The organism is Moritella sp. (genome assembly GCF_013215705.1).
In the GTDB taxonomy this organism is placed as follows: domain Bacteria; phylum Pseudomonadota; class Gammaproteobacteria; order Enterobacterales; family Moritellaceae; genus Moritella.
The window spans coordinates 191789-209126 of record NZ_JABSQR010000007.1 but is presented as its reverse complement, the minus strand read 5'-3'; the positions used below and the strand labels follow the sequence as shown (position 1 = coordinate 209126).

Below are 17338 nucleotides of genomic sequence, written 5' to 3'. Positions count from 1 at the left end.
ACACTGCATGATTAACGTTGAATTACAAAAACTAGTGACGCGATTAACGCCAACATTAAAGAGCGCTCTCGAGCAGGCTGCTGCAGATTGTATGGCTCGAACACATTTTAGTGTCGATGTTGAACACTGGTTTTATCAATTATTAAATGAGTCAAAATCAGGTTGGCAAGGCGTGTTATCGCAAAGCAGTATTGAGCGTGAACAAATTATTGATTTGCTTAATCGGAACTTAAATTGTTTAGCTCGTGGCAACGACAGTTCGCCATCGCTTTCACCTTCGTTGATTGAACTGCTTAAAGATTGCTGGTTATTAGCGTCGCTTAACCACAGTAACGCGTCAATTAATGGTTATCACGTACTGCTCGTACTCAAGCAGCGTATTGAACAAGGTGGATACAACGGTGAATTGACCACATGGTTGAACACGGTATCGCTTGAATCATTAAAAAGTGTTGCCACGAAGCAAGGCGCTCAAACAACCGCAGGTGAAGTACAACATAATGACATGGCTCCGAATGAGTCTGTGGGTACTGTAGCACTTGATAAATATACGCACAATTTAACTGAAGCAGCACGTAAAGGTGAATTAGATCCAATCTCAGGGCGTAATCCTGAAATCCGTAAATCGATTGATATTCTGTGCCGTCGTCGTCAAAACAGCCCGATCCTTGTAGGTGATCCGGGTGTGGGTAAAACCGCGATTGTTGAAGGATTAGCACAGCAAATTGTTGATGGTAACGTGCCTCCGTCAATGATGAATGTGGAGTTACGTACACTGGATCTGTCTTTATTACAAGCGGGTGCAAGTATCAAAGGTGAATTTGAAAACCGTTTGAAAGATGTGTTAACGGAAGTGAAGCAATCTGAACGCCCAATTATTGTGTTCATTGATGAAGCTCACACGTTAATTGGCGCAGGTGGTGCTGCAGGACAAAATGATGCGGCCAACTTATTAAAACCAGCGTTAGCACGTGGGGAATTTAGAACGATTGCTGCAACAACGTGGGCTGAGTATAAGCAGTATTTTGAAACCGATGCCGCACTGACGCGTCGTTTTCAGCTTGTTGCTGTGGGTGAACCGAGTGAAGAAGATGCTATTCAAATGCTACGAGGTGTTGCGGGTAGTTTGCAAAAACACCATAACGTGGCGGTATTGGAAGAAGCAATTGAAGCTGCGGTTCAGTTGTCAATACGCTTTTTACCAGAGCGAAAATTACCTGATAAAGCGATTAGTTTATTAGATACGGCGTGTTCACGTATTGGCTTGAGCCAGAGCGCATTACCGCAACAATTAGATGGGTTAGCTGAACAGATCCGTTATGCGCACAATGAGCGTACCTCGTTTACATATGAAGATGCGATGTATGCGAACGGCACTGAAAAATTGGTGGCGATTGAACAGAAATGTAATCAACTGGAGTCTGAATACGAGGCGTTAAACTCGCGTTGGAATATAGAAAAGGAATGTGTGACCGAAATTTTAAGATTACAGGATGTTATTGGAGAACGTTTTCTTGCGGGTGAACAGGTTGCAGATACGCCAATGCAGGCACTGTTAAGTGAAAAAATGACGGAACTGCGCAGTATTCAAGGTGAGTCACCCTTGGTGATGGCACAGGTTGATAAGCAGACTATTGCTGAAGTGATTGCGTTATGGACTGGGATCCCTGTTGGTAACATGGTTAAAGATGATGTGAAACGTTTACTTAACCTTGAAGCTGAACTCGGAAAACGTGTTATTGGGCAACATGCTCCTATTCATGAAATAGCCAAAGCGATTCGTATGTCTCGCGCTGGATTAACTGATCCACGTAAACCCGTCGGTGTGTTCTTAATGTGTGGACCGAGTGGTGTGGGTAAAACAGAAACCGCGTTGGCATTAACGGATCTGCTTTACGGTGGTGAGAAAAATATCACGACCATCAATATGACTGAATTTAAAGAAGAGCACAAAGTATCAATGCTACTTGGCTCGCCTGCGGGTTATGTTGGTTACGGTAAAGGTGGTGTGTTAACCGAAGCGGTACGTAAAAATCCTTACTCGGTATTGTTACTTGATGAAATGGAAAAAGCGCATCCCGGTGTTCACGATATATTTTATCAAATCTTTGATAAAGGCACTATTTCAGACAGTGAAGGTCGTGAAATTGACTTTAGAAATACGCTTATCATCATGACATCTAATGCGGCAGATAGTGCGGTTGTTGATGCCTGCCAGATCGAGCGTCCAGATGTATCTGCTTTGACTCAGACGATCACGCCTGCTTTACAGCAGTATTTTAAACCTGCCTTTATTGGTCGTACGACCGTGGTGCCATATTTCCCTCTAAATGATACTGAAATGGCTGAAATTGCGCGTCTTTCTTTACGTCGAATTGAGAAAAGAGTGAGTGGTTATTATAACGCTGAGTTCAGTTATGACAGTGACTTGGTGGATTATTTAGTGAGCCAAAATAATTCGCCAGAAACAGGTGCTAGAGCCATTGAACAAATCATTAATCGTCGATTAGTACCAGAACTGGCGACGCAATGTATCACCAGAATAAGTGAAGGGCAAAGCATCACCAGCGTCAATATCAGTGTTGTAGATGGTGCCGTGGCAATTGCCATTAATTAAATAAATGGAGCAGTAATTATGCCGAATACAGAAACAGGTAAAACAAATGCAGCTAAGATGATTGCTAAAGCAGATCCTATTATAGATGTCGCTTCTGGGCTCGTGTTTTCTAAGCTTAGTCCTTTAATCGACCAATATATTGTAAGCAAAGTAGAACAGTCCGCAATAGTTGAGGGGGCAAAACAAAAGTTTTCTAGTTATTTCAGCCGCGTGTTAGCTCAGAAATTACAAGCGTTCGCATCACCAAGCATGTCGCAATCAGATAGTTTTGTCAGTCATTTACGCCATAATAAAAAAACATATGGTGGAGGTGATTATATCGATCAATCAAAGCATGCTTATGACTCAGCAACCAGTGGGAAAGGTTATCAAATTAAACGTAGCATCGCGGATAAACTTCGTGCGAATAAGAAGACACCGATTAAATTTATCAAAATTCCCTTTAGTCTAATTCCAGGGGGGACGATTGCAGTGAAGTATACATTTAAAGGTATAGAAGCTGCGAGTAAAGGACTTGGCGATGCTAGAAAAAAACGCAAACGTGCAAAGTATGACTCTAGTAACCTTGCTGCTTTACAAGGTTCACTTGGTGCATCAGAAGGACAACGTAAAGTCGCAAAATGGCATGCAAAAGATATCGCAGAATTGGGACCAAAGTTGCAACGTAATTTAGCTAAATTAAAGCAAGCGGCGGTGTTGCTCGATAGCCGTCAGGTAATTCTTGAACGCCTTGTTGAGAGTGATTTTTCTGAAAATGGGTTAGCAAGTAATGCGGGACTAAAGGAGCTTCATATCCGAAGAGCTCGAGATAATGTAGCGATGAGTTATCACGAAGTGAAGCACTATATTGACAAAGTTCAGGCTATGAGTGTGGTATTACAAACAACAGCTGTAGAAGTAACGGCTCATGTTACTTGCTTCGATGCATATCTTGATGAAACAAGAGAATTAGTAGAATGGTCAATTGATCATTAATCGATTTTTTAATTTAAATGCGTGATTAATATTAATCACGCATTCGTTTAAATTTTTGTAAGAAGAGAATATTTTGGAAAACAGCACATTCACAATCGAACAAATCCAATGGATTCGACGTTCACTTTACATTGCCGTTGTGCATGGTGGCGAAAAAACACAGCCGGATAGCTTTATTTATAAAAATTTGAGTCCGCGTTCAACAAAAACATATCAGTCCGTGGCTTATGATATTGCAGATGCTTTACGTGAGTCTGGATTTCAACATATTGATGTATTACCTGAAAACATGGACTTGCCACAACGCTTAAAAGCGCTAAACATTGATCTGGTGATCACCAATAGTGGTGGCCTTCAAGGCTTTGATTCGATGTGCCATTTACCGTCGATGTTGGAAATGTTGGGGGTGCCTTATGTCGGTCATTCGCCAATGACGGCTGGCTTACTCGATAACAAACATTTGTTCAAACATGAAATAAAAGCGGCTGGGATTCCAACTGCACCTTTTATTACCGTTGGTTTGGGTGAGTGTATTACCGATGCGGTGAATAAAGAGGCGTTAGACCAAATGGACGCTGATTTCGGTGGCCGATTTATTGTGAAACCTGTTTCTGGCCGTGCCTCGATACATGTTTATCCGGTGTTTGATCGTGCAGACCTCGCTGGTAAAGTAAAAATAGTGCAGGCTGCGACAAATAACATCGTCATGATTGAACCTTATCTGTCTGGCCGTGAGTTTGTGGTCGCGGTTGCAGGTTCGGTGATATTTAAAAACGACAAGTTAAATCAGTTAGATTCACCTTTTGCATTTTCGGTGACGGAACGTGTACTTGCAGACGATGAACTCATTTTTACGTCGATGGATGTAAAACCGATTACCAGTGATCGTTTATTAAAAGTAGATGAACCTGAATTACGCCAGTCATTAATTGATCTGGGTAATAAGATTTACCAGCAATTGGGACTCGGTACGCTTGTGCGTGTTGATTTACGCATGGACTGCAAGGGTAAATTATATGTCCTTGAAGCGAATCCAAAGCCAGATTTGAAACGTCCTGAAGGCGATAAACTCAGTATTGTTTGTCACGATATTCACAATGAAGGCATGAGCTATCAAGACTTGATCCAATCTTTGGTTTTCAATCGTTTGGTGTATTTGCAAGCACAGCGCCCTGAATCGTTAGCACATTGTTTTAACGATGATTTTTTCAGCTTGAAAAGTGCTTAGGAGCGACAGTGAGAACCGTTAACGATAATCTTCGGCTTACGTTTGGTGTAGCAGTAGTGACAATGTCATTATTGCTAATACTGGTTGTAGGTTATGCACAAGCGCTAAAAAGTCATCGCGAATTATCAACCGACACCATTTTAGCGCAAACTCAAGCGGCTAAATTAGGCATCGAACAGATACTCAACTCGGGTGTGCCGTTACCTGAAATCGCAGGGTTAAATCTGGTATTACAGCCGATTGTTAACTCGAATTCATCGGTTACTGGGTTAGCGTTATTCGCTGGCCACGATGAACTGTATCATGCGGGAGAAACTATCCTCGATGATAACTACATGACGATCCCACTCAACAATAAATTCACCCAGGTAGGTTATTTAAAAATTGCATTCAGTCCTGAAAAAGTAGAAGAAGTCGTGACCGATGTTTTTCAACCTATGGTGTGGTTGATTGCATTTTTACTGATTTTATTTATTGTTTCAGTGCTTCGAACTCAGCGTCGAAAAGTGTATTTAACGAGTTTTATTGTGGTATTTTTTAGTATGGCAATCAGTGTCGTGCTACTTGTTGGTAGCTTATATCATGATGGTTTACGTAATAAGGCCGTATCGTTAGCGGATATTGTGAGTCACCGTTTAGCCCCTGTACTGGAATATAATATTGACCAGAGCCTGGTGACGGGGATTGATAGCATGTTGGATAACTTCCGCAAAGCTAATCCTGAAGTGGCTACTATTGCTGTGTATAAAAATGCCGAGTTAGTTGCGGATTCTCAATATAACCAAAGCATTATGCTACCGATGTTGGGGCGTATAGGGTGGTTAGATTATAGTTTTACGACGTCTGAATTTGCAGAGGTGCACCTTACTTATCAATCAAGCGTGGTACTGGGGCAGTTAACCAAAATATTAAAAAACTTCGCGATCTTATTTTTTGCTTGTGGCTTGGTCTGTTTTGCCTTTATCCGCTTACTTGGTGGTGACGCAAACCAATCTTCATCAGAACAAGTGCTTGAACGTCTAAAGCCGTTGTTTTTAGGTGCTGTGCTGATGGAGTCTTTAATGGCACCAATCATGCCACAGTTCTTAACCTCATTAGCAGAATCGTCAGGGCTTGATGCAAGCACTTCTGCTATTTTCTTCACACTCTACTTTTTAGGTTTTGCCTTAACCTTACTACCTGCCGCACGCTTAATTGAAACTTATGATATTCGCACTGTGCTTGTATGTGGCGTGCTTTTGTCGACGTTAGGTAGTGGCATCCTTAGTGTCAGTGCTGAAGGTAGTATTGTGAGTGTATTGATTGCGCGTGTTGTGTCGGGTGTGGGCCAAGCCTTCGTATTCATTTCGGTACAAGGTTATATTTTACGCTTCAGTGATAAGAAAAATAAAACTCAAGCCGCAGGTATTATCGTATTTTGTTTTAATGCTGGATTTATTGCGGGCGCTGCGATTGGCGCACTCTTAGCTAACTACTTTGGCGACCGCGCCATATTCATGGTAGCGACCACTATTGGCGGTGTGATGACGTTATTTAGCTTTGTATTACCGAGCATGAAAGCGTCTACGAAAGCCTCGGGTTCGTTGTTAAATAATATCTCGATGATGATGCGAGATTCTTGGCGATTAATGAAAGTGCCCGCGTTTATTCGCACCATGTTATTGGTGGGAATTCCGACTAAAGCGGCGTTAACCGGTATCGTCTCTTTTGCGGTGCCGTTAATGCTTGCTGAGCGTGGTATTAGTAAGGAAAGCATCGGTCAAGTGTTGATGACTTATGCCGCCGTGGTGTTATTGGTGAGCCACAAAGCTGGGCCTTGGGTCGATAAGTTAGGCAGTAGTAAGCTTGCATTGAGCGTTGGTAACCTGCTTGCCGGGATCTCGCTCATTATCCTTGGTACTGCATTTGAAATGGAGGACAGTCTGATGATTGTTGTCTTTACTACTCTTTCAATGATGTGCATGGGGCTATCGCATGGCCTTATTAATGCGCCTGTGGTGACGCATGTTGTGAATGCGATGGCGGATAGGCAAGAAGTGGACTCAGTTATTGCTGCGACGTATCGCTTCCTTGAACGACTGGGCCATGTGTCTGGGCCGCTTGTTGTCGGGCAATTATTATTCTGGGTTGGCGTGGATGATACGCTAATAACACTGGCTATTTTATTTGTCGTGATAGCAGTGTTGTTTTCTGTATTCGATAGACAAACATCTAAGGCGGTAAACGTATGATCCGAATCTTATTAATTTGGGTAGCATGTTGTTTACCAACGTATGCTGCAACAGAATGGCCAATATGGCTAGGTGAAGAGTTACAACCTAAAGCAGCCAGCCATTGGCGTGCGAAGTCTGTCGCTGAAGGGGTATCGTTTGTGCCTGCGCGTTCATTGTCTAAAATATTGGTGATCGTGTCACGCAAGGCATCGTCTTATGATGTGGCATTACAAACGCTGTTAAATGTATACAGTACCCAATTACCGCAAGTGCAGTGGGTCGTTAAGCGCTTACCTGCAGATAATGCCATGTTAGCGAACTTGCTTCATCGTGCAGAGAGTGAGGTTGACTTGGTGTATACCTTAGGCTCTAAAGCGACCGTGTCTGTACACAAAGTGTATCAAGGTGGTTTATTGCCAGTTGTTTCTGTTAATTCAAAAGATCCGGTGTTATTAGGCCTCACAGATGACTATGCAGGCACGGGGAACAATTTTGCATTCACGTCATTGAATTTACTCACAGATGTGACCCTTCGTATTATGCAACGCTTTAATCCACAACTAAAGCAAATCGGTATTTTGTATTCACGTACCAATCAGAGTGCATATCTCACGCAATTTTTGCCAATGAAAAAATTTGCTGAAAAAGTGGGATTAACTGTTGTGCCAATTGTAGTTGATGAATCGAAATCGGCTCTGGGTTTAAAGTTAGTGATGGAGACTGCGATGACTCGGCTCAAACAAACTGATCCAGAACTGAATAATACCTTGCTTTGGTTAACTGGCAGCTCGTCATTACTCGCGCGTGTGGATGAAATTAATCAACTTTCACTGCAGCTTGCGTTGATTTCTGCAGTGCCTGATGTGGTGAATGGGACGAAAGCCAGTGCGTTAATGTCGTTTGGCGTTAGCTTTGTGAATAATGCGACACAAGCGGCGTTGTATGGCATCCAAATTTTAAAAAAAGAGGTCGTTGTAGGAGACCTTCCTGTTGGTGTTATCTCGCCACCTGACATTTCAATTAGCTTTAGGCAAGCGGCCCGTATTAACCAATCAATCCCATTCGAACTAATGGAAATGGCCAGCGATGTGTATGGTATCGAAGGCAGAATGATCCGCTCTAACGGAATGTCTGTGGAGGAAGGTCAATGAACGTAATACATAACGTAATACATAACGTAAACAGAATAATGCCTTTAACACTGGCGTTAAGCTTGTTTCTCGGAGGGGCATTTATGGCAAGAAGTGAAATCCGTCCGGAACGATTACTGTTAGCGACACAAATGTGGAGTCCTTATCAATACCAAGAAAACGGTGAAATGAAAGGGCTTGGGATCGTGAAGTTGAAATGTATTTTAAAGGTAATGAAACAGCCTTATCAAATAACGATGACAGACTGGGACCGTTCTCAAATTCTAACGGAAGTAGGGGAACTACATGGCCTTTTCCTCGCGTCTAAGAATGATACCCGCGATAAATATGCCGAGTATTCTGCGCCTTTAATGAACCAAACATGGAGTTGGTTTAGTTTGTCTGACGCGATTGATACGAAGAGTCACCAGTTTAAAAAAGAAGTACCAGTAACCGCGTTATTTGGTTCGAACAAGTGGTTATGGTTACAAAAACAAGGTTACCGAGTCGAGAAAAAACCGCGTCGTGCTACTGCGCTTATTGAATTACTACTGTCAGGCGAAGTAGGTGCAGTGTTGGCGAATGATGTAGTGATGGACAACGCGATTAATCAATTGGGTATTAGCCATCGAGCAATAACTAAAACAATGGTAAATGAGAAACCACTCGGTGTGTATTTCTCGAAGAAGTTTACGGAGAAATATCCGTTATTTATCAATGAATTCAATCAAGCCATTGTGGCGTGCGAGGGTCAATAATATGCCGTTATCATTACGAATCATCAGCTCTCCTGATGGAGAACCCATTCCAGAATGGACAGTCACTTTCCCTGATGAAGGAGGAAGCATTGGTCGTGCTTATGGTATGACGATGCAATTATCGGATGCCTCTAGAGAAATTTCGGGTACGCATGCGTTAATTAATCGTGGCAGCCGTGGTTATCAAATTATGGATGTGAGCACTAATGGTGTGTTTTTAAATGGCGCGACCAAACCGTTAGGTTCAAATAATCAATCGACCTTGAACGATGGCGACGTGGTTAATGTGGGTAAATATCGCCTAATGGTGTCTTGTTTCACTCCCGACATAGCGGTTGTAAAGGTGTCGGGGAAAACTGGAACACAAGGTACTGATAAGTCGTCATTACTGAATGGCTGGGATGACGATCCGTTTGGCGATGCCTTATCGACTGCCCGCGTTAACGCTCATTCGGGTAATGACAACGCAGACTCAGCACCAGAGTCGTCAGATGACCTTGCAGTACCAGAATGGGTGTTTGTTGATCCCAAAGAAGAGTTGGACGGCATATTTGCAGACCCATTTGTTGCGAATGAACCTGTAAAAAAACGGGGACAAGACATGCTTCAAAATACCTGGTTGGATGATGATAGTTTTTCTGATGATCCCTTTGGTGATGAGATGCTTAATACCGCGTCTGTAGTGATTGATGAAGGCCAACCGTTTGCTGATACGAGTTCACGATCTAATTACCCTGCGTTGGAATCACAGCAACTGATGTTGTTACAACTTAAGCAGCATGACCTGATGGTGCAATCAGCAGAAATGGCGTTAGAACGATTACTGTCTGATATTTCGCCGACGGAGCTAGAAAGTTTCTTTGATGACTTTGCGCCGCGACGTTTTTGGCAAAAGAAAGCGGACTATTGGACTGTGTACAAACGCTACTTTACTCGTCAAAAAGAGAACAACGAATGGCAGATGAAATTTAAAGCGTATTTCAGTGAAAGTTTACGCATTAAGCAGTCAATGGGAGGCAAGTAATATGCAACGTGTGCTTGTCTTTTTGATGTGTACTTTATTTTTAAGTGGCTGTAGCAGCTGGATGTTTTGGCGAGACGCACTGCCATTGCAAGTGGTCGTTAATATTGAGGCTGAATACAACATCAACCCTAATATAAATGGCTTAGCGTCACCCCTTGAGATTCGAATCTATCAGTTGGCTGACAGAGAGGCATTTATGCAGGCGAACTTTATTGATTTGTATCGTGATGATCAAGGTGTGTTAAAGGCTGGATTATTATCTAAACGCCAGCTCGACAGTATCTTACCGAGCGAAGCTCACAAGGTCGCGTTGCCACAAAACAGCGAAATTAAATATGTCGGTGTGGTAGCTGCTTTTTCTAATTACAGAGAAGCCAAAAGTACCGCAATTTTGAGTGTGAAATCTGGATTTCCGATTGTTGTAAACATCAGAATTGACGGCGTAAACATTACCGTGACAGGTGAAGAGGATTAATAATGGATAAGAAAAAAGTAGTTTGGTCTGAGGGGATGTTTTTAAGCCCGCAACATTTTCAACAACAAGAGCGTTATTTTGAAGAGTTTACCAAACAATATTGCAGCCTGATGAATCCAATGCGCCACGGTTTGGCTGAGTTAGAACTTGATTATTCATTAGTTAATATTGGCAAAGTTGGGATCAAGCGTGCAAAAGGTATTTTTCCTGATGGCACTCCTTTTGATATTCGTAATGGATTAGCACTTGATATTCCTGCTGGTGCCATGGATAAATTAGTGTATTTAGCGATGCCAATTTATCGATCTGGTGTGATGAATGTAGGCAGTAAAGATGACCCTCATCGCCGTTACCACCGCACTGATTACGACGTGTTTGATACGACCCGAGACAATGCCGATGCGTTGCAATTAGAGTTAGCGGAATTAAATATCGTACTCAAGCTTGAAGGCGAAGAGTTACAGGATTATACCCAGATCCCGATTGCGCATATCACTGAACATAAGTCAGATGGCGGGATTGAGCTAAACCGTGCGTTTATCCCAATGTCACTTTATTTCACGGTGTCTGAATACTTAAAAGATAACGTGAATGATCTGTATGCACAGATGAAATACCGCGCGAGCACCATTTCACAACGCTTACAGGTAGATTCTGTTAACAAAAGCTATCAAGCGTTAATTCGTGATTATTTATGGCTACAGGCTTTAGGTCGTTGGTTACCAAATATTAAGTATTGGCTTGATAGTGGCACCACATCACCGCAAGAAATTTACCAAGAATGTATGTCAATGGCAGGTGAAATGCAGGGCTTAGATACTAAGATGCCGAAAGAATATGACAGCTGGAATAATGGCCGTTTGTATAGCCTTTTTTCAACCTTGTTCTCTGATATTCGCGTGCTATTACGTGAAGTTCAACTCGATAGCGTGACTACGTTAGTCTGGGATAAGAGCTTGTTTGATAAGCGTCGTTTATTGCGTACGTTAGTACAGGACTCAAGCCTTTATAATGCGGGTCGATTTATTTTGGTGGTATCGTCACCGTTAGGTGCTGTGCAGTTAAGTAAACAATTCCCACTCGCGGTTAAGCTAGCAGGTAACAGCATGGTTGCTGAACTTGTGCGAAATGCGTTATCTGGTGTGCCTGTACGCGCGTTACCTATTGCGCCATCGGAATTAAAATCACGTACTGATGTGGCCTATTTCGAGCTGGATACGAAATCTGATTTGTGGCAGCAGCTCGTGAAGAAAGACGAACCGATAGCATTACATGTCGATAATCGCATTGGCGATGTTGATATTGAATTGTACGTAATTCGTTAGGGGACGCTATGACATTATTATTTAATGAACAACCGACGATTTCAATTCGTCGCAGTAACAGTCCGCGTAAAGCAGTGAAAACGAGTAGTGAGGTACAGCTTGATTTAAGAGGCTCGGAAAAGTTAATCGCTCAATTAGCGAATTATAACAATCCAATCTTAAAAGAATGCAGTGAATTACTGGGTATTTTGGCAAGTGTTGAAAGACAAACCTCACCTTTAGATATTAATGCCTTTCGTCAACAATTGCTGGATGGTATCGCAGACTTTAAACGCAAAGGGTTGTTTTTAGATTATCACCCAAGTGTGATTGAAAAGGTTTGCTTTATATTATGCGCGGCGTTTGATGAATTGATCTTGTATACCTCGTGGGGCGAAGTGGCTCGTTGGGAAAATCATTCATTACTCAGTAAGGTCTTTAGCCAACGTAATGGTGGTGAGGTTTTCTTCCAACTGCTTGAACAAGCAGGCCGTCAACCTGCAAAGCTGGTGGACTTCTTAGAGCTTCAATATGTGTTGATTATGCTCGGTTTTTTAGGCAAGTATCGTCATGATAATCGCCAGAAAATGAATGAGTTACAGTCTGAGCTTTACAGTACGATCCTACACTACCGTAGCGAATCAATACTGGAGCCGCCAGCGCCGATTTCGATGCCGGAAACGACCTCGCCTTGGCGATTTATCAGTGCGGTTAAATTATCTTGGATTGGCGTATTATTAATTATCAGTACGTATTGTTTTTCAGAATTTTGGTATGACCAGCGTAGTCAATCAACCTTAATGGCATTTAGCTCGTTGGATATGGCTGGTTTTATCAATAGCACGAATAACAATGATTTGATTTACACCAGTACGCCTGAAGACTTAGACATTGAAGTGCAAGAAGCTGTGAGCGTGGAACCGACTGCGCTTATCGATACGATCTCATGGAATATCGTGGTAGCGAGTTTTGCGACGAAAGCCAGCGCTGCGCGGTTAGAAAAAGACATACAAGCTATTGGCTATAAAGTGGTATTAAATGAAGTACCTACCGGCGTGGAATTATTTATTCCGAACAATCGCGATTTAGCAAAGGCGAAACTGTTGAAAAATGAAATTAATGCTCGCTTTGGATTAAATGCAGTTATACGCCGTAGTAAAAAGGTAGATGATAAGTAATGAAAAAAATAACATTAAAAATAGCATGCTTACTCATTGCGTTAGCGTTATTAGTTTGTACTGGACTTGGCTGGATATACCTCCCGACCTTAGATGAAACTGATAAATTATTAAGGCTGGTGGTTACGATTTTTGGAGGGTGTTTGATTATGATAGCCCTCGCGATTGCGGTTATGCAACACCTGCGTGAAGAAAAATCGGCTGTCCACGAGCAAGTTATTTTATTTAAACAAGACGTGAAAATCATTAATTCACTGTTTAAGTCGGCAGTTATAAAATTGAAAGGGCATAAGGGTAGCAAACTTAATAGTTTGTATGAATTGCCTTGGTATGTTTTGATTGGTGGTGAAGAGGATGCTAAAAGTAGCGTACTACACCAAAATAACCTAGAACCGGTTAACTATCACGATCGTGATAAAAGTGAAACGTCACAATACATGAGGTTTTGGAGTAATGAAAACATGGTGGTTATTGAAGTAAACCATCGATTATTCGATCGAGACGGTATTGATGACGCGTTGTGGCGTGTATTTGCTCAGCAATTAATGAAATACCGACCTCGTCAAGCGGTCAATGGTGTGTTAGTCGCGATTAGCTGTGAGCGATTATTAACGGGGGATAAAAAAGAACGTTTATCTCTTAGTTCAAATTTACAAGATGCTATTTTAACACTTGGCGAGCATTGTGGGTTAGCGTTGCCTGTTTATACATTATTCACGAAGTCAGATACGATTGCTGATTTTGTTGAATTTTTCTCGAGTAACTCGGGATGCGATATCGACCGACCTTTGGGTATTACGTTTCCAAACACGGATGACCATCGATTTGAAGTCAGCATGTTTGAGCAGGAATGTCAGAAATTACTTGATGTTTTAGCTCAGCAGCAATTCCAATCATTACGAGAAACACGTCAAGAGGATGCGCATTCTGTTGTTGCACTTCCTTATCAGTTACGTCTTTTCTTTGAGCAAGTTACCGAGTTCTTAGAGGGAATAAGTCGGGAAAATCGGGTTCGAGATGTTGTGTGGTTAAGAGGCATGTATTTATGTTCGACACTGCAAGGTGGCAACTGTCACGATTTACTTACACAACTTGTCGCTAGCAGCAATGCGTTTAATGCCAATACGACAAGAGAACAATTGTCTGGCCGTAAGCAACTGTTCTCAATGAATATATTGAAGCAGGCAGTATTGCCTGAATCGAGTATTGTTGGTGTTAACCAGCTGCGTCATTATAGTTACCTTGTATCGCGAATATCGATGATGTTAGGTTTTATCGGGATGATTGTTGTACTTGGCTTACTGCTGCGCGATAACTGGAATAAAGATGAAGATTATCGAAACCATGCGGTCACTCAATTAGCGTTGTACCAGCAAAACATGGAACGATTACGTAATACTAACGTTGGTTTTGAAGACATTATTCCAGTGTTAAATGAATTGCGTCTGGTGGTTGAAGAAGGGCGTAAACCAATGCCTTTGTATCAACGTATCAGTGTTAATCAGCCTAAAACGACGGAACAAATCTACTTGAGCTATGAAGCCCAATTGCAGATGTTCTTGTTGCCTCAGCTGGCTGAAGTATTAAGCAGTGAACTGTATGTATATGTTAATTTAGGCAATCCTAGCAAGATATTTGAAGTGTTGCGTTATTATCAAATGTTGTTTGATAAGCAACGTTTAGACATGACTGAATTATTATCTTATTTGGTTGAAACGCTAAATGAACAAGGTGATATTTCGCTAGATAATATAGAAACGTTGATCATGTTAATGGAAGATTTATTCAGCAGTGATTATGAGAATGTGCTTGTTCCGAGTGATGATTTAATTTCGGTGGCGAAGCAAAATTTAGAAGGTTTATCACCAGAACGCCTGATTTACACCCGTATAAAATCACTCCCTGAATACCGTAATCGCGTTGATATACGTCGTCAATTAGGGGATAAGTTTGATGTGTTATTTCAATTTAAAATTGGATTTAACGGTTATTTATTGCCTGAGTTATTTACTCGTCAGGGGCAAGCGAATATCGATCTGAGTGCGAAATCAAGATTACTTAAAAAGCAACTGAATGAATTTAAAAGTATTCAAGGTGGTGTGTCGGGTGCGTCGATTTCTGAGCTTGTAGAGTTGAGTAAGAAGGTACAGCGTCTGTATTATGCAGATTACGTATATCAGTGGAAAGAACTTATTAACCACATCGAAGTGAAGCAATTTAATACGACCGATGATCTTGTTTATGCGATTAAAACCGCGCGTTCACCCGCCAGTAGCCCGATTATTGATGTGCTTGAGGCTCTTGTTGTGAATACCACCCTTGCTAAAGAAGCTGGAAATGCGCCTGATGCGAAGGTTGTCGGTCAATTAGGCTTGAAAAAAACGGCATCGGTATTGAAGAAAGTTGAAAGAGTTAATCGCCTTGCGGGTGATAAATTATTACGTTTACAGCCTTCGTATGTTGTTAATGAGGCGTTTAGCCCTTATTCAATGTTCATGGCGAGTAAAGGTAAAACAACACCTGTAGATGAATTGATGGCTGAATTAGAGCAATTGAATACGTATTTTGATATTGCGTTATCAAGTGGCGATCCAAGCCGTGCGTTATATCAGTATGCACAAGCTCATGCGTCAGGAAGCCAAGATATACTGGTTAATTTCCGTCGTCAATCAAGTCGTTCGCCGAACCAAGTGGCAAGTTGGATCAACTCCTTGTATGCGCAGTCATGGAAGAGTGTGATCAACGGCAGTGCAGAACATGTTAATCAGCAATGGAAAGAGCAAGTATATGGGTTTTATCGCCAAGCGGTTGAAGGACGTTTCCCATTTTTTTTAACAGGACGTGGCGAAGTTGCCATTGATGATTTTGCATTGATGTTCAAGCCTGAAGGGCGTATAGATAAGTTCGTTAGTGAAGTGCTTTCTCCCTTTACATACTGGGATAATGGCACTTTAAAATTGGCTGAATTTGATGGTGAAAAACTGCCAATCAATGCGAAAAGCTTGCAGCAACTTAAGCAGGCAAAAAGGATTAGAGAATTGTTCTTCGGTACGTCAGGGCAGGAGCTAGCGATGACGTTGAAGTTAAAAGTCAGTTCGATGAGTACCTCTGTGACCCAATTTAATATTATGGAAACAGAAAACATATTCTCGTATCGCCATGGCCCTCGATTATGGGAAAGCATTGCATGGCCATCAATCGGTGAAGATGATTACATGTCGGTGAACTTCTTTAGTGGTGAGAACCGTGTCGCGAGTAAGTCATATTCAGGACAATGGGCGCTGTTCAGAGCCTTATTTGATGGACGTACCAGTGCAACGGGTGACCGGCGTATTAAGAAGTTAACCTACACCCTTAATAATGAGAATATCGTCTTGCAATACAGCCTGAGAGGTAGTAACCAAATATTTGATAAGCACTTGTTTACCCGCTTTGGCTTACCTGCGCGTTTATAAAGGATTACGAGCGCGATAAACGATCGACTTGCTTCTCGTTTTACAGTAATTAAATTACTGTCATCGACGACATGGCTGGTCCGAGATAGCCAATCTGCTTCAGCATCAGAGTATGTGGTGCTGAAGCGGGCAGAGCCCATTGCAATAGAACGAGAGTTACTCTGTTTAGCTGACTGTCACTCATATTACATCCGCCCTGTGAGGGAGTATTTTAAGGCGGAAAATTTATTATTGATGCCATTCATTGAAGGGGAGTCATTACTCTCTTTTACTGCGCATCAAATAAATGAATTTTTGCCACTTGTACCACAGATAGTGCGTGCGATGATGGCGATGCATGCGCAAGGTTGGGTGCATGGTGATATTAAGCCATCGAATGTTATCTATAATGTGGATAAAGGTGAAATATCGTTAATTGATTGTGGTTCTGCATTACCGTCAGGTACGATATTATCGAACTTGTCATCATGGCAAGTGACCCCTGGTTTTTGTTCCGCAGATCGTTATGAACAGTCGCACATCGTGGTGCCTCAGGATGATTGGCATGCTTTTTATCAGTGGTTATTACAGTTGTATAATTCGGATTTAACCTTGCCAGAACAGCAGTTATTAACGCGTTGGCTTAACTGGCTTACAAAAATGAAAGATAAATCGAATGATTTATCTTTGTATGATAAGACTGAATTAACCACCAATTAAAACCGTTGGCATTCCCATTATAATGGTACCACCGTGGGCTGTGGTATCGCCCATTCTTGCTGCTGGCTTACTGTTGATTAAGACGGTTGCACTGCCTTTCACCACACTGTCGGGTGGGCCAACACACATACATATTTGTCCTACGGTCGCAGCGGGTAAATTACCGATTAATACGGTTGTCGGCAGTGGTAGCAGCGGCCCGCCAACATGTGGGATCGGTACTAATGCGGGTGTTTGCATTGGACATATATGCATGTCGGTCGCGCGTGCTGCTGGTAACAT

Annotated in this window: 13 protein-coding genes; 12 read left to right on the top strand and 1 reads right to left on the bottom strand. The window is 42.0% G+C overall.

Features of this window, described 5'->3' with window-relative positions:
• Window positions 1-7 precede the first annotated feature (7 nt).
• The 12 genes from tssH (at window position 8) to HRT96_RS05455 (ending at window position 17056) form a co-directional block, all read left to right on the top strand.
• Window positions 8-2617 carry a type VI secretion system ATPase TssH gene (tssH, locus tag HRT96_RS05510; protein ID WP_293153417.1) on the top strand — a complete coding sequence of 870 codons (2610 nt, stop codon included), beginning with the start codon at window positions 8-10 and terminating at the stop codon, window positions 2615-2617.
• Between the two features lie 18 nt (window positions 2618-2635).
• On the top strand, window positions 2636-3592 hold the full coding sequence (locus tag HRT96_RS05505) for a hypothetical protein (RefSeq protein WP_293153414.1): 957 nt from the start codon (window positions 2636-2638) through the stop codon (window positions 3590-3592).
• A 73-nt stretch (window positions 3593-3665) separates the two neighbouring features.
• Window positions 3666-4820: a D-alanine--D-alanine ligase gene (locus tag HRT96_RS05500; protein ID WP_293153411.1), complete on the top strand. Its 1155-nt coding sequence runs from the start codon at window positions 3666-3668 to the stop codon at window positions 4818-4820.
• 8 nt (window positions 4821-4828) lie between these two features.
• On the top strand, window positions 4829-7051 hold the full coding sequence (locus HRT96_RS05495) for an MFS transporter (RefSeq protein ID WP_293153408.1): 2223 nt from the start codon (window positions 4829-4831) through the stop codon (window positions 7049-7051).
• Window positions 7048-8184: an ABC transporter substrate binding protein gene (locus HRT96_RS05490; protein ID WP_293153405.1), complete on the top strand. Its 1137-nt coding sequence runs from the start codon at window positions 7048-7050 to the stop codon at window positions 8182-8184. The genes HRT96_RS05495 and HRT96_RS05490 overlap by 4 nt, the downstream gene beginning before the upstream one ends.
• Window positions 8181-8921 (top strand): transporter substrate-binding domain-containing protein, encoded by a 741-nt coding sequence (locus tag HRT96_RS05485; RefSeq protein ID WP_293153402.1) that lies wholly within the window; start codon window positions 8181-8183, stop codon window positions 8919-8921. Before HRT96_RS05490 ends, HRT96_RS05485 begins: the two co-directional genes overlap by 4 nt.
• A 1-nt stretch (window position 8922) precedes the next feature.
• Window positions 8923-9945, top strand: coding sequence for an FHA domain-containing protein (locus tag HRT96_RS05480; protein WP_293153399.1), 1023 nt, complete (start codon window positions 8923-8925; stop codon window positions 9943-9945).
• Window position 9946: 1 nt separating this feature from the next.
• A complete protein-coding gene (gene tssJ / locus HRT96_RS05475) occupies window positions 9947-10420 on the top strand; it encodes a type VI secretion system lipoprotein TssJ (RefSeq protein WP_293153396.1) in 474 nt (157 codons plus the stop codon).
• Window positions 10421-10422: 2 nt separating this feature from the next.
• Window positions 10423-11745, top strand: coding sequence for a type VI secretion system baseplate subunit TssK (tssK, locus tag HRT96_RS05470; RefSeq protein WP_067040633.1), 1323 nt, complete (start codon window positions 10423-10425; stop codon window positions 11743-11745).
• A gap of 8 nt (window positions 11746-11753) precedes the next feature.
• Window positions 11754-12902: a type IVB secretion system protein IcmH/DotU gene (gene icmH, locus HRT96_RS05465; RefSeq protein WP_293153389.1), complete on the top strand. Its 1149-nt coding sequence runs from the start codon at window positions 11754-11756 to the stop codon at window positions 12900-12902.
• Window positions 12902-16357, top strand: coding sequence for a type VI secretion system membrane subunit TssM (gene tssM / locus HRT96_RS05460; protein WP_293153386.1), 3456 nt, complete (start codon window positions 12902-12904; stop codon window positions 16355-16357). The genes icmH and tssM overlap by 1 nt, the downstream gene beginning before the upstream one ends.
• Window positions 16358-16471: 114 nt before the next feature.
• On the top strand, window positions 16472-17056 hold the full coding sequence (locus HRT96_RS05455) for an AarF/UbiB family protein (RefSeq protein ID WP_366051242.1): 585 nt from the start codon (window positions 16472-16474) through the stop codon (window positions 17054-17056).
• On the opposite strand, the gene HRT96_RS05450 is transcribed toward HRT96_RS05455, so the two are convergent.
• On the bottom strand, window positions 17042-17338 hold the full coding sequence (locus HRT96_RS05450) for a PAAR domain-containing protein (protein WP_293153380.1): 297 nt from the start codon (window positions 17336-17338) through the stop codon (window positions 17042-17044). The two genes, HRT96_RS05455 and HRT96_RS05450, sit on opposite strands and share 15 nt — an antisense overlap.

Excerpts from the sequence above, each read along its gene's own strand:
- tssH (WP_293153417.1), top strand. The coding sequence starts at position 8 with ATGATTAACGTTGAATTACAAAAACTAGTGACGCGATTAACGCCAACA.
- HRT96_RS05505 (WP_293153414.1), top strand. The coding sequence starts at position 2,636 with ATGCCGAATACAGAAACAGGTAAAACAAATGCAGCTAAGATGATTGCT.
- HRT96_RS05490 (WP_293153405.1), top strand. The coding sequence starts at position 7,048 with ATGATCCGAATCTTATTAATTTGGGTAGCATGTTGTTTACCAACGTAT.
- HRT96_RS05485 (WP_293153402.1), top strand. The coding sequence starts at position 8,181 with ATGAACGTAATACATAACGTAATACATAACGTAAACAGAATAATGCCT.
- HRT96_RS05480 (WP_293153399.1), top strand. The coding sequence starts at position 8,923 with ATGCCGTTATCATTACGAATCATCAGCTCTCCTGATGGAGAACCCATT.
- tssJ (WP_293153396.1), top strand. The coding sequence starts at position 9,947 with ATGCAACGTGTGCTTGTCTTTTTGATGTGTACTTTATTTTTAAGTGGC.
- tssK (WP_067040633.1), top strand. The coding sequence starts at position 10,423 with ATGGATAAGAAAAAAGTAGTTTGGTCTGAGGGGATGTTTTTAAGCCCG.
- icmH (WP_293153389.1), top strand. The coding sequence starts at position 11,754 with ATGACATTATTATTTAATGAACAACCGACGATTTCAATTCGTCGCAGT.
- tssM (WP_293153386.1), top strand. The coding sequence starts at position 12,902 with ATGAAAAAAATAACATTAAAAATAGCATGCTTACTCATTGCGTTAGCG.
- HRT96_RS05450 (WP_293153380.1), bottom strand. The coding sequence starts at position 17,338 with ATGTTACCAGCAGCACGCGCGACCGACATGCATATATGTCCAATGCAA.